The 12,363-nt window shown below is 74.6% G+C and carries 13 protein-coding genes; 3 read left to right on the top strand and 10 right to left on the bottom strand.

The genetic code is table 11. The features are described from left to right. The 7 genes from rnc to ASF47_RS02125 all read right to left on the bottom strand — a co-directional run bounded on the left by rnc (position 1) and on the right by ASF47_RS02125 (position 6,785). Complete coding sequence (gene rnc / locus ASF47_RS02155) at positions 1-852, bottom strand: ribonuclease III (protein ID WP_156697688.1); 852 nt, start codon at positions 850-852, stop codon at positions 1-3. After that, positions 773-958, bottom strand: coding sequence for a 50S ribosomal protein L32 (rpmF, locus tag ASF47_RS02150; protein WP_056862353.1), 186 nt, complete (start codon positions 956-958; stop codon positions 773-775). Before rpmF ends, rnc begins: the two co-directional genes overlap by 80 nt. 128 nt (positions 959-1,086) lie before the next feature. After that, positions 1,087-1,644 (bottom strand): YceD family protein, encoded by a 558-nt coding sequence (locus ASF47_RS02145; RefSeq protein ID WP_056862897.1) that lies wholly within the window; start codon positions 1,642-1,644, stop codon positions 1,087-1,089. Between the two features lie 108 nt (positions 1,645-1,752). Next, a complete protein-coding gene (gene coaD, locus ASF47_RS02140) occupies positions 1,753-2,244 on the bottom strand; it encodes a pantetheine-phosphate adenylyltransferase (RefSeq protein WP_056862352.1) in 492 nt (163 codons plus the stop codon). 35 nt (positions 2,245-2,279) lie between these two features. Continuing rightward, positions 2,280-2,849 (bottom strand): 16S rRNA (guanine(966)-N(2))-methyltransferase RsmD, encoded by a 570-nt coding sequence (gene rsmD / locus ASF47_RS02135; RefSeq protein WP_056862351.1) that lies wholly within the window; start codon positions 2,847-2,849, stop codon positions 2,280-2,282. Next, positions 2,846-5,098: an ATP-dependent DNA helicase RecG gene (locus ASF47_RS02130; protein ID WP_056862350.1), complete on the bottom strand. Its 2,253-nt coding sequence runs from the start codon at positions 5,096-5,098 to the stop codon at positions 2,846-2,848. Before ASF47_RS02130 ends, rsmD begins: the two co-directional genes overlap by 4 nt. A 19-nt stretch (positions 5,099-5,117) precedes the next feature. Then, on the bottom strand, positions 5,118-6,785 hold the full coding sequence (locus ASF47_RS02125) for a DAK2 domain-containing protein (protein ID WP_056862349.1): 1,668 nt from the start codon (positions 6,783-6,785) through the stop codon (positions 5,118-5,120). Between the two features lie 236 nt (positions 6,786-7,021). Here ASF47_RS02125 and rpmB point away from each other — a divergent pair, with 236 nt between their 5' ends. Further along, the gene (gene rpmB, locus ASF47_RS02120) at positions 7,022-7,207 is read left to right on the top strand and encodes a 50S ribosomal protein L28 (protein WP_056862348.1); all 186 of its coding nucleotides are present in this window, start codon (positions 7,022-7,024) and stop codon (positions 7,205-7,207) included. An 89-nt stretch (positions 7,208-7,296) separates the two neighbouring features. On the opposite strand, the gene ASF47_RS02115 is transcribed toward rpmB, so the two are convergent. Then, positions 7,297-8,292 (bottom strand): thiamine-phosphate kinase, encoded by a 996-nt coding sequence (locus tag ASF47_RS02115; RefSeq protein WP_056862347.1) that lies wholly within the window; start codon positions 8,290-8,292, stop codon positions 7,297-7,299. 147 nt (positions 8,293-8,439) lie between these two features. Here ASF47_RS02115 and ASF47_RS02110 point away from each other — a divergent pair, with 147 nt between their 5' ends. Together ASF47_RS02110 and ASF47_RS02105 are read left to right on the top strand one after the other, a co-directional pair. Beyond that, positions 8,440-8,676: an Lrp/AsnC family transcriptional regulator gene (locus ASF47_RS02110; RefSeq protein WP_056862346.1), complete on the top strand. Its 237-nt coding sequence runs from the start codon at positions 8,440-8,442 to the stop codon at positions 8,674-8,676. 140 nt (positions 8,677-8,816) lie between these two features. Next, a complete protein-coding gene (locus ASF47_RS02105; protein WP_056862345.1) occupies positions 8,817-9,770 on the top strand; it encodes a D-alanine--D-alanine ligase family protein in 954 nt (317 codons plus the stop codon). 49 nt (positions 9,771-9,819) lie between these two features. Here the strand turns inward: ASF47_RS02105 and ASF47_RS02100 are convergent, their stop codons facing one another. After that, the gene (locus tag ASF47_RS02100) at positions 9,820-10,899 is read right to left on the bottom strand and encodes a D-alanine--D-alanine ligase family protein (RefSeq protein ID WP_056862344.1); all 1,080 of its coding nucleotides are present in this window, start codon (positions 10,897-10,899) and stop codon (positions 9,820-9,822) included. An 11-nt stretch (positions 10,900-10,910) separates the two neighbouring features. After that, positions 10,911-12,326 carry a UDP-N-acetylmuramoyl-tripeptide--D-alanyl-D-alanine ligase gene (locus ASF47_RS02095; RefSeq protein WP_056862343.1) on the bottom strand — a complete coding sequence of 472 codons (1,416 nt, stop codon included), beginning with the start codon at positions 12,324-12,326 and terminating at the stop codon, positions 10,911-10,913. Positions 12,327-12,363: the final 37 nt, after the last annotated feature.

Raw genomic sequence — 12,363 nt, 5'->3', positions numbered from 1 at the left:
TCAGGCGTCGGCGTCGGCGTCGGTGGGCGCGACGACCTCGCCGACGGCCTCGGTGACGGCGACGGTCGTGGGGTCGACGACGCCGAGGGCACTGGCGATCTCGCCGTACGCCGTCTCGGCGGCCGCCTGCTCGGCCTCCTTCTTCGACCGGCCGTTGCCGTTGCCGTAGAGCCGGTCGGCGACGCGCACCTGGGCGGTGAAGGTCTTCATGTGGTCGGGGCCGTCGTCCTCGATGACGTACTCCGGCACGCCGAGGGTGTGCTCGGCGGCGAGCTCCTGCAGCGAGGTCTTCCAGTCCAGCCCGGCACCCATCGCCGACGCCGCCTCGATGAGCGGGTCGAAGAGACGGTGCACGACGCGCGCCGAGGTCTCGAAGCCCCCGGGTGACATGTGCACCGCGCCGATGACCGCCTCGACGGTGTCGGAGAGGATCGAGGCCTTGTCGCGACCGCCGGTCGACTCCTCGCCCCGACCGAGCTTGACGTGCTCGCCCAGCCCGATCGCGCGCCCGACCTCGGCCAGGGCGCGTGCGTTGACCACCGCGGCCCGGAGCTTGGCCAGACGGCCCTCCGAGAGGTCGGGGTGGGTGACGTAGAGCTGCTCGGTCACGACCACGCCGAGCACCGAGTCGCCCAGGAACTCCAGGCGCTCGTTGGTCGGCAGGCCGCCGTTCTCGTACGCGTAGGACCGGTGGGTCAGGGCACGCTCGAGCAGCTCGGGGGCCAGCTCAGGGTCCCCGAGCGCTGCTCGGAGCTCGGCGTAGTCGTTCAGATCAGAGGACCTGACGACGCTCGGCGCGCGCGCCGTACTGACCGCAGGTGGCGCAGGCGCGGTGGGGCAGGTGCTTGGCACCGCAGGCCGGGTTGGCGCAGGTCACCAGGGTGGGGGCGACGGCCTTCCAGGCCGAGCGACGGTGACGCGTGTTGCTGCGCGACATCTTCCGCTTCGGGACAGCCACAGTTCTCTCCTCTACCAGGGCCGGCAGGTCCGGCTCGCTGTGGAGCACCCGGGATGGGCGCTCCGGTCGTTCGGTGGGTGGTGCGGGGTTGGTGCACGATCGGTGCACCGTACTGCCTCGGCGCCGGGTCAGTCGCCCCGGGGAGCCTCGTCCTGCTGGAGCGCGGCCAGGCCGGCCCAGCGGGGGTCGATCGGTTCCTCGTGCGAGTGGTCCGGATCGTCGGCGAGGCGGGCACCGCACTCGGTGCACAGCCCCGGACAGTCGTCGCGGCACAGCGGCTGGAACGGCAGTGCGAGCACCACCGCGTCCCTCAGCTGGGGCTCCAGGTCGACCAGGTCGTCCTCGAGCCGACTGACCTCGTCGTCCTCGTCGTGCGGGGTCTGGTGCTGCTCGTAGACGTACAGCTCCTGGAACGTCACCTCGATCTCGTCGGAGATCGGCTCCAGGCACCGCGCGCACTCGCCCTCGAGCGTGGCTCGCGCCTCGCCCGTCACCAGGACCCCCTCCATGACCGACTCGAGGCGCAGGTCGAGGTCGACCGGCGCACCCTCGGGGACATGGAGGACTTCGATGCCGAGATCTGCTGGGGCTGGGACCTGACGGGACACCTGACGCTGGGACCCCGGGCGGCGGCCGAGCTCGCGGGTGTCGAGCACGAGCGGCGCTCTCGGGTCCAGGCTCTTCAGGGTGTCACTTCCGGTTCCAGGCACAACAGATCGTCGGGAATCGTAACCGCCGCGGGGGTGGCGGACCAAAACGCAGCTCCGGCCCTCCCCCGCAGGTCACCAGGCAGGTCACCGGGCAGCGGCGTTCTCCGCGATCCGGGCCCGCAGCCGCTCGTCGACGAAGGCCGGCACCAGCGTGGAGACGTCGCCGCCGAAGGTCGCGACCTCCTTCACCAGGCTCGAGGCCAGGAAGGAGAACTCGGGGCTGGTCGGCACGAAGACGGTCTCGACGTCGCTGAGGGAGGCGTTCATCTGGGCCATCTGCAGCTCGTAGTCGAAGTCGCTCACCGCGCGCAGTCCCTTGACGATGGCGTGGACCCCGTGCTCGGAGCAGAAGGTCGTCAGCAGCCCGCTGAAGCCGTCGACGCGCACGTTGGGCCAGGGCGCGCAGGCCTCGCGCAGCATGTCCATGCGCTCCTCGGCGGTGAACATCCGGTTCTTCGAGGCGTTGACGCCGACGGCCACGACGACCTCGTCGAAGAGCGACGCGGCACGCCCCACGATGTCGAGATGGCCCAGGGTGACGGGGTCGAAGGATCCGGGACAGACGGCTCGGCGCACGCGCCACTCCTCGGGTCGGGGGTCGGGTCGTGGGGTCAGTCCGGCTCGGGGGCGTGGGCCGTCCACACGGTGGTCTCACCGTACGTGCGGCGCCGCACGTCGTCGAAGCCGTCGGGCCACGTCGGCTCGGGGCTGCGCGAGGAGCGCTCCACGAGCACGAGCGCGCCGGGCACCAGCCAGTCGTGCTCGACCAGCGCGGCCAGGTCGGCGGCCACGGCCTCGTCGGGCAGCGGGTAGGGCGGGTCGGCGAAGACCAGGTCGTAGGGCGCCACCGCGGGGCGGGCCAGCACGCTGGCCACGGGGGCGGCCCGCACGTCGGCGCGGGGGAATCCCAGCGTGCGCGCGTTGGCCGTCACCAGGGCCGCCGTGCGGCGGTCGGACTCGACCAGCGTGACGAAGCCGGCGCCGCGCGACCACGCCTCGAGCCCGACCGCGCCGGAGCCGGCGTAGAGGTCGAGGAAGCGCAGGCCGTGCAACGAGCCGCACCACGACTCCATGACCGAGAAGAGCGCCTCGCGGACCCGGTCGCTGGTGGGGCGGGTGGCGGCGCCGCGGGGCGTGGCCAGGCGACGACCACCCGCGCTGCCCCCGATGATCCGGGTCACGAGCGCTCCATCCAGTCGGCGCGCACCGAGTCCTCGAGCGCTCGCACGGCCGCGGCCACCTGCGGCACCCCGTTGAGGTCGGGGTCGTCGTCGAGCAGGCTCCCGGCCGCCGCGCGCGCGGCGACGATCGTCTCCTCGTCGCGCAGCACCCGCAGCGTCTCGAGGCTGGAGCGGCCACCCGACTGCGAGCGGCCCAGCACGTCGCCCTCGCGTCGGGTCTCCAGGTCGACCTGGCTCAGCTCGAAGCCGTCGGTGGTGGCGGCGACCGCGTCGAGCCGCTCGCGCGCCGGTCCGGGCAGCGTGTGGGTGACCAGCAGGCACAGCCCGGGCAGGCCGCCGCGCCCGACGCGCCCGCGCAGCTGGTGGAGCTGGGAGACCCCGAACCGGTCGGCGTCGAGCAGCACCATGGTGGTGGCGTTGGCGACGTCGACGCCGACCTCGATCACCGTCGTGGCGACGAGCACGTCGACCTCGCCGGCCGCGAAGGCCGTCATGGTGCGGTCCTTGTCCTCCGGGGTCATCCGGCCGTGCAGCGGCTCGACGCGCACGTCGGCGAGCGGCCCGGCCCGCAGCTCGGCCAGCACCTCCTCGACCGCGCTGAGCGACGGCGGGCGGGCCAGGGGCTGACCGTCCTCGTCGAGGTCGACGGCGTCGTGGCCGCCCTGCTCCACGACGTCGCCGCTGATGCGCGGGCACACGACGTAGACCTGGTGGCCGGCGGCGACCTCCTCGCGCACGCGCTGCCAGACCCGGTCGACCCAGTGGGGGGCCTCGGCCACCGGCACGACCGTGGTCTGGATGGCCGCGCGCCCGGCCGGCAGCTCGGCGAGCGTCGAGACCTCCAGGTCACCGAAGACGGTCATCGCCACGGTGCGCGGGATGGGGGTCGCGGTCATCACGAGCACGTGCGGCGGGCTGCCGGCCTTGTCGGTGAGCGCCGCGCGCTGCTCGACGCCGAAGCGGTGCTGCTCGTCGACGACGACGAGCCCGAGGTCGGCGAGCTGCACGGTGTCCTCGAGCAGTGCGTGGGTGCCGATGACGATGCCGCTCTCGCCGCTGGCCAGCCGCGAGAGCGGGGCGGTGCGCTGCCGCTTGGTCATCGAGCCGGTGAGCAGCTCGACGCCGGTGGCCTCGGCGGCACCGCCGAGCATGCCGCCGCCGGCGAGGTCGCCGAGCAGCGCGGTGATCGAGCGGTGGTGCTGCTGGGCCAGCACCTCGGTGGGCGCGAGCAGCGCCGCCTGGCCGCCGGAGTCGACCACCCGCAGCATCGCCCGCAGCGCGACCAGGGTCTTGCCCGAGCCGACCTCGCCCTGCAGGAGGCGGTGCATCGGCACGGGACGGGCCAGGTCGGCCTCCACCTCCGCACCCACGGCGCGCTGGCCCTCGGTGAGGGTGAAGGGGAGGCGGGCGTCGAAGGCGGCGAGCAGCCCTCCTCCACCGGCACGGACCTGCGCCCCCTGCGCCTGCAGCGCCCGGCGGCGACGGCCGAGCACCAGCTGGGTGACCAGGGCCTCCTCGAAGCGCAGGCGGTGCTGGGCGCGCGTGACCTGCCCCCAGTCGTCGGGCAGGTGGATCCAGCGCAGGGCGGTGGCGCGGTCCAGCACGCCGTGCTCCGCGCGCAACGGCTCGGGCAGCGCGTCGGGCGGGTCGTCGAGCACCGAGAGGGCGAAGGTGATCGCGCGCTGGAGGTCCCAGGAGTCCACGCCCTTGATCGCGGGGTAGAGCGGGTAGAGGGCACGCAGCGCCTCGAGCTCGAGGGGCTGGCGACCCTCCTGGCGCTTCCGCTCGAGGTCGCGCCCCTCCTCCTCGCTGAAGAGCACCATCTGCGGGTTGGTCAGCTGCCACTGCCGGTTGAAGATCGTGGCCTTGCCCTGGAAGATCCCCCGCCGTCCCACCTCGAGGCGATCGGCGTGCCACTGGGCGACGCCCTTGCGCTTGGAGAAGAACGTCATGCGCAGCGGCGGCCCGTCGGTCTCGACCGTCACCTCGACGCGGAAGGCCGGCTTGCCGGTGCGGCGGTCCTCGTAGGGGATGACCCTCGTGGCGACGACCCGGCCCACGACGACGAGCACCTGGCCCTCCTCGACGTCCTCGACGAGGGTGAGCTCGGCCGTGCGGAGGTAGCGCCGCGGCAGGTGGTGCACGAGGTCGCCGACGGTGCGCAGGCCCAGCTTGTCCACGACGAGGTCGCGCTTGGCCTTGTCGGCGTTGCCGAGCACCGTCTCGACCGGGGAGTCAGGACCGATCACGAGAACAGCCTCCTCGCCCTCACTCGACCGACACCAGGAGGGGGTAGCGGTCCTGGCCGCCGTCGTAGACGACGACCTCGACGGTGGGGTGCTGCTCCTCGAGCCACCCGGCCACCCGCGTGGCCAGGGATCCCTCGGGGTCGTCGACCCCCGCCACCACCGTGACCAGCTCGCCGCCGCTGGCCAGCAGCCGGTCGAGCACCTGCGTGGCGACGTCGAAGGCGTCGGAGCCGACGACCACGAAGTCGCCCGCGACGACGCCCAGCACGTCGCCGGGCTCGCAGGGCCCGGCCATGGTCATGGCCTGGCGCGCCGCCACCGTGACCGCACCCTGGCGCACGTGGCGCGCGGTCGCGGTCATCTCGCGCACGTCGCGGTCGAAGCCGCGCCCGGGCTCGTGGACCGCCAGGGCGGCCAGCCCCTCGACCTGGGCGATCGTGGGCACCACGGCGACCCGCAGACCGAGGTCCTGGGCGGCGGTGGAGGCCGCCACCTCGGCCACCCGCACCGACGCCTCGTCGTTGGGCAGCAGCACGACCTCGGCGGCGCCGCTGGCCTCGATCGCGGCGAGCACCTCGCCGGTGGAGGGCCGACGACCGGGCCCCCCGGCCACGACGACGGCCCCGGCCTCCTCGAAGAGCCGCGTCAGGCCCGCACCGGCCGAGACGGTCACGACCCGCCTGCCGCTGCGCGAGGCCGCGCCGACGGGGGTGGTCGCCGCGCCCGCGCGCTGCTCGGCGAAGTGGGTGACCCGGATCCGGTGGGGGCGACCGGCGTCGATGCCCGCCTCGATCGCCGCGCCGACGTCGTCGACGTGCACGTGGACGTTCCACAGGGGGTCGCCGCCCACGACGACCAGGGAGTCGCCCAGCCCGCCCAGCCGCGCCCGCAGCTCCGGCACACGCTCGGCCGTGGTCTCCAGGAGGTACATCACCTCGTAGGACGGCCCGTCGGCGGCCAGCGCGTGACCGCCCGGACCGAGGTGGGGCACCGGGATGGTGCGGGCGGCCCCCAGACCGCTCGCGACCGGCACCGGGCGCCGGCCGGTGAGGACGGTCTCGGCGGCGTCGAGCACGACGCTCAGACCACGACCGCCCGCGTCGACCACACCCGCCTCGCGCAGCAGCGGCAGCTGGTCGGGCGTGGCGGCCAGCGCTGCACGCGCCGCCGCCGCGGCCGCGGCGAAGACGTCGCGGGCACGGGCGCGGGGCTCCTCGGCCCGGAGCACCGCGGCGTCACCGGCGGCACGGGCGACGGTGAGCATCGTGCCCTCCACGGGCTCCCCCACGGCGGCGTAGCTCGCGGCCGCCGCACGGCGCAGGGCGTCGGCGACGACGCGGGCGTTGGTCTCCTCGGAGGTCGCGGCGAGCAGGCGCTCGACGATCGCGCGCAGCATCTCGCTGAGGATGACGCCCGAGTTGCCGCGGGCCCCCAGCAGCGCGCCGCGCCGCAGCGCCTCGAGGGCCTCCACCACGTCGGCGTCGGACCGGTCGGCCACCGCCTGCCGCACCGCCTCGCGCGCCGCGGAGACGGTGAGGTGCATGTTGGTGCCGGTGTCGCCGTCGGGCACGGGATAGACGTTGAGCGCGTCGACCTCCTCGCGCGCGGCCGCGAGGGCGTCGACCGCGACGTCGACGAAGCGCAGCACGACGGCCAGCTGCACGTGGCCGCTGCCGGGGACTTCCATCGACTCACCTCGGGTCGGGCTGCCGGGGCAGCGGACGGGGCACCCGGACCGGATCGTCGCCCGGGGGGTGCGGGGCTTAGGCTAGATCAACGCACCGACGCCGCTCGCGCGGCTCGGTCGGCTCGATTCGCCCGTGCCCGGAGACGTCGGATACTCTGGTGCGGTTGCCCGCTCGACCGGGCCCCTCGAACGTCGTTCGAACCTCATCTCTAGCAATCGATCTACAGGAGTTCACGGTGGCTGCCGTCTGCGACATCTGCGCCAAGAAGCCTGGCTTCGGCAACAACCGGCCGTGGTCGCGCAAGATCACGAAGCGACGCTTCGACCCCAACATCCAGCGCGTCCGTGCCAAGGTCAACGGCACCCCGAAGCGCCTCAACGTCTGCACCGGGTGCCTCAAGGCCGGCAAGGTCTCCCGCTGACCCAGCGCAGCACCCACGCCTCGACAGGGGCCGTCACCTCGCGGTGACGGCCCCTTCGTCGTTCACCGGGGCCTCAGAGGACCGGGGCCTCAGAAGTGGGTCCACCCGGTCGGCCCGTCGTAGGCGGCGCCATCGAGGGTGACGCCGGAGCCCTCCCCCACCGTGCCGATGGGCGTGAAGCCCTCCGGCAGGTCCGCCCCCGCCGGGAAGGTCGCCAGCAGCGCGTGGTCGTCACCGCCGCCGAGCACGAAGGAGAGCGGGTCGGCGCCCAGCGCGGCACCGACGGCCTGGAGCGGCTCGGCCAGGTCGAGCGCGGCGCGCTGCACGTCGACGGCCACCCCGGAGGCCCGGGCCAGGTGCCCGGCCTCGGCCAGCAGGCCGTCGGAGACGTCGATCATCGCCGTCGCCCCGGCGTCGGCGGCGGCCGGACCGGCGTCGTAGGGCGGCTCGGGGCGGCGGTAGGCCTCCACGAGCACCCGCGGCGAGCGGAAGCCGCGACCCAGCACCGCCAGGCCCCCCGCGGCCCAGCCCTGGCGTCCCGCGAGCGCCAGGACGTCGCCGGGACGGGCGCCGGAGCGCAGCACCGGCGCGACCGTGCAGACCCCCATGACGGTGACCGCCACGACGACCTGGTCGGCGCGGGTCAGGTCGCCGCCCACGACGCTGGCCCCGACCAGCGCGCACTCGTCGGCGAAGCCCTGGGCGAAGTCGAGCGCCCAGGCGACCTCCAGGTCGGCCGGGGCCGCCAGGCCGATCGTGAGCGAGGTGACGCGCCCGCCCATGGCGTTGACGTCGGAGATGTTCTGCGCCGCGGCGCGGTGGCCGATGTCGGCGGCCGAGGCCCACTCGCGGCGGAAGTGGCGCCCCTCGACCATGAGGTCGGTCGAGACCACGACGTGCCCGGTGCGCACCCGCAGCACGGCGGCGTCGTCGCCCGGGCCCACCAGGACGTGCTCGCCCTGCGGGAAGCGGCGTACGAGCTCCTCGATCAGGCCGAACTCGCCCGCGTCGGCCAGCGTGGCCCCGGGCGGGAACGACGGCTGGGACGACGGGCCGGACGGGGGGAGGGACGACGGGGGTGTCATGGCCCCATCCCAGCAGACGCGGGGACCGTGGCGCGGACCGGTGACGGTCGGGTACCCGGCGCGGCGGTGGGGGCGGTAGGTTGACCGCGAATCGTCTGCGTGAGCAGATCCACCGACCAGCAGAGTCGCTGTAGAGGGAGAACCACCATGGTCGTCCAGGCGTACATCCTCATCCAGACCGACGTCGGCAAGGCCGCCGAGGTGGCCACGGCCATCGCGCAGGTCAAGGGTGTGACCCTCGCCGAGGACGTCACCGGGCCCTACGACGTCATCGTCCGCGCCGAGGCGCGCAACGTCGACGAGCTCGGCAAGCTCGTGGTGGCCAAGGTGCAGACCCTCGAGGGGATCACCCGCACCCTCACCTGCCCCGTCGTGCACATCTGAGGCAGCCGCCTCCCGCCCCGCACCGACGGGGCACCGACCGCACGACCGACGCCCCGCGCCCCCGACGGCACGGGGCGTCCGTCGTGTCCGGGACGGCGGCACCCGCCGCCGGCGACCGGACGGTGTGGGACCCTCGTGCCATGAGCGAGGACTTCCCGGGCCCCGTCGCCGTCATCGCCGGCGGCCTCAGCCACGAGCGCGACGTCTCCCTGGCCAGCGGCCGCAACCTGGTGCGCGAGCTGCGCGCCCAGGGCGTCGAGGCGCACGCCTACGACTTCGACCGCAACCTGATGCACGCCCTGGAGCGCGACAAGGTCGCGGTCGCCTTCCCCGTGCTCCACGGGCAGTTCGGGGAGGACGGGGAGATCCAGACGCTGCTGGAGCTCCTCGGCCTGCCCTACGTCGGATCGTCCAGCAACGCCTGCCGCGTGGCCTGGGACAAGGGCACCGCCCGCGAGCTGATGCGCCGGGCCGGCATCCCGGTGCCGCAGAGCGTCGGCCTCTCGGCCCAGACCTTCCGCGACATCGGCGCCAACGCGCTCATGGAGCACGTCATGACCCGCCTCGGCGACCGTGTGGTGGTCAAGCCCACCCGCTGCGGCAGCGCGCTCGGCGTCACCGGCGTCGACGGCATGGGGGCGCTGCCCTCGGCCCTCGTGGGCAGCTACGCCTACTGCGACGACGCGCTCATCGAGCGCTTCCACCACGGCGTCGACGTGAGCGTCGTCTGCGTGGAGCGCCCCGGCGGTCTCGAGGCGCTCATGCCGGTGTGGGTGGAGTACGAGAAGGGCCACGAGTTCGACTTCAGCGCCCGCTACACCGCGGAGTACGTCTCGCTCTCCCGCGCGCCCTTCACCGACGAGCAGGTCGCCGAGATCGGCCGCACCGCCGTGGAGGCCCACCGCGTGCTCGGCCTCAGCGGCGTCTCCCGCTCCGACTTCATCGTCGAGCCCGACGGCTCCTTCGTCGTGCTCGAGACCGCGATCACCCCCGGCATGACCGAGACCTCGGTGATGCCCTACGCCTGCACCCACAGCGGCACCTCGCTGGGCGAGGTCGCCCGCGACCTGCTGCGCGGCGTCGTCGCGGGCTGAGCCCGGACGCCGGGCTCGAGCCTTGAGCCCCTGACGCCCGGGCCGGGCCTCAGCGCAGGCCGACCGGGCGCTCGAGGGCGAGCTGGATGAGCTCCCCGACGAGGTCGGTGTAGGCCAGGCCCGAGGCCTCCCACATCTTGGAGTACATCGAGATGGGGGTGAAGCCGGGCATCGTGTTGATCTCGTTGATCACGATGTCGCCGTCGGGGGCCACGAAGACGTCGACGCGCGAGAGCCCCTCGCCCCCGATGGCCTCGAAGGCCTGCACGGCCAGGGCGCGCACCCTCTCGGCGACGTCGTCGGGCAGGTCGGCCGGGGCCTGGGTGCGGGCCTGGGAGTCGGAGAGGTACTTGGCCTCGAAGTCGTAGAAGTCGGCGGCGTCGTGGTCGACCACGATCTCCCCCGGCACCGACGCGCGGGTCGGGCCCCCGGCGCGTCCGCCGAGCACCGCGCACTCGATCTCGCGACCGGCGAGCGCCTGCTCGACCAGGACCTTGGGGTCGTGGGCGCGCGCCTCCTCGATGGCGTCGGCCAGCCCGGTCAGGTCCTCGACGCGCGTCACGCCGAGCGAGGAGCCGGCCCGGGCGGGCTTGACGTAGACCGGGAACCGCAGCTCGGCCTGCACCCGGTCGACCACCGCGGAGGGGTCCTGCTCCCAGGCACGCGGCAGCACCACGACGTAGGGCCCCACGGGCAGGCCGTGGCCGGCAAAGACCAGCTTCATGTAGTGCTTGTCCATGCCCACCGCGGAGGCCAGCACACCGGCTCCGACGTAGCGCACGCCGGCGAGCTCGAGCAGGCCCTGGATGGTGCCGTCCTCGCCGTAGGGCCCGTGCAGCAGCGGGAACACCACGTCGACCGGGCCGGCCTCGCCGAGGCTGGCCAGCGCGGGCCCGGCGTCGGTGGTGACCTCGGGCAGCCGGTCGGCGGCCAGCTCCCAGCGGGCGGGGTCGTCGGGGGCCAGCACCCACTGCCCCTCGCGGGTGATCCCGACGGGCAGCACGTCGTAGGTGTCGCGGTCGATCGCCCTCATCACCCCGGCGGCGGTGGCCGCCGAGATCGCGTGCTCGCCGGAGCGGCCGCCGAAGACGAGGGCCACCCGGACCTTCCGGGAAGGGGTCTCGGTCATGGTCCGCGACCCTACTGAAGGCTCGCGGCCACCTCGTCGAGGCGCGCCCCGCGGGAGGCCTTGAGGAGAACGGCGTCACCTTCCGCGACGTGCTCGCGCAGCCACGCGACGGCCGCGGCGTTGTCGGGCAGCAGCACCGCGCGCTGCCCGGCGCCGGCGGCGATGCCCTGCGCGGCGGCACCCACCACGACCACGACGTCGACGCCGCGCTGCGCGGCGTAGGAGCCGACGGCGCGGTGCTCCTCGGGCGCGGCCTCCCCCAGCTCGCGCATCTCGCCCAGCACCGCGACGGTGCGCCGCACGGCCGGGTCGGCGCCGAGGGAGACCAGGGCGTCGACGGCGGCCCGCATCGACTCGGGGTTGGCGTTGTAGGAGTCGTTGAGCACCACGACGCCGTCGGCGCGCTCGGTGAGCTCCATGCGCCACTGCGAGAGGGCCTCGACGGCGTCGAGGGCCTCGCCGACCTGGGCGGGGGTGACGCCGGCCGCGAGCGCGGCCGCGGCCGCGGCGGCGGCGTTGAGCGCCTGGTGGGCGCCGACGAGCCGCAGCGTGACGGGCACGTCGCCCTGCGCGGTGGCCAGGGTGAAGGAGGGCCGGCCGAGACGGTCGAGCCGCAGCCCCCCGACCCGTACGTCGGCGCCCTCGGCCTCGCCGAAGCTCACCACCGCGCCCCGCGTGCGGGAGGCCATCGCGGCGACGCGGTGGTCGTCGGCGTTGAGCACGGCGGTGCCCTCGGCGGTGAGGGCCTCGGCCAGCTCGCCCTTGGCCTCGGCGATGGCCTCGCGCGAGCCGAACTCGCCGAGGTGGGCCTGGCCGACGTTGAGCACGACGGCGACGTCGGGGCGCACCAGGGCGGTGAGCTCGGCGATGTGGCCGCGCCCGCGGGCGCCGAGCTCGAGCACCAGGTAGCGGGTGTCGGGCTCGACGCGCAGCGCGGTGAGGGGCATGCCGAGCTCGTTGTTGAAGGACCCGCGCGTGGCCACCGTCGGGGCGGCGTGGGCCAGCACGGCGCCGAGCAGGTCCTTGGTCGAGGTCTTGCCCTGCGAGCCGGTGATGCCGACGACGGTGAGACCGCCCGCGCGGCGGACCTGCTCCACGACGTGGGAGGCGAGGCGCTGCAGCGCCGCGCGCGCATCGGGCACGACCACGGTCGGCAGCGGGGTCGGACGGCTGCCCAGCACCGCCACGGCGCCGGCCTCGCCGGCCTGCGCGGCGTGGTCGTGGCCGTCGGAGCGCTCGCCCACGAAGGCGACGAAGAGGCTGCCCGGACCGGCCTCGCGCCCGTCGATGACCACGGGGCCGGTCACGGTGGTCCCCGCCCCGGCCACCGCCCCCGGCTCGGCGCCGGTCGTGCCGCCGGCGCCGGCGGGGAGCACGACCTCCCCGCCGACCACCGCGGCCACCTCGGCCAGCGACAGGGCGATCACAGGGCTGCTCCGGGCGCGGTCCCGACCTTCGACGTCA

This window comes from Nocardioides sp. Leaf285 (genome assembly GCF_001422955.1).
Classification (GTDB): domain Bacteria; phylum Actinomycetota; class Actinomycetes; order Propionibacteriales; family Nocardioidaceae; genus Nocardioides; species Nocardioides kribbensis.
This window is presented reverse-complemented; position numbering and strand designations above follow the sequence as displayed.

Excerpts from the sequence above, each read along its gene's own strand:
- ASF47_RS02115 (WP_056862347.1), bottom strand. The coding sequence starts at position 8,292 with ATGACACCCCCGTCGTCCCTCCCCCCGTCCGGCCCGTCGTCCCAGCCG.
- ASF47_RS02100 (WP_056862344.1), bottom strand. The coding sequence starts at position 10,899 with ATGACCGAGACCCCTTCCCGGAAGGTCCGGGTGGCCCTCGTCTTCGGC.
- ASF47_RS02105 (WP_056862345.1), top strand. The coding sequence starts at position 8,817 with ATGAGCGAGGACTTCCCGGGCCCCGTCGCCGTCATCGCCGGCGGCCTC.
- ASF47_RS02125 (WP_056862349.1), bottom strand. The coding sequence starts at position 6,785 with ATGGAAGTCCCCGGCAGCGGCCACGTGCAGCTGGCCGTCGTGCTGCGC.
- ASF47_RS02110 (WP_056862346.1), top strand. The coding sequence starts at position 8,440 with ATGGTCGTCCAGGCGTACATCCTCATCCAGACCGACGTCGGCAAGGCC.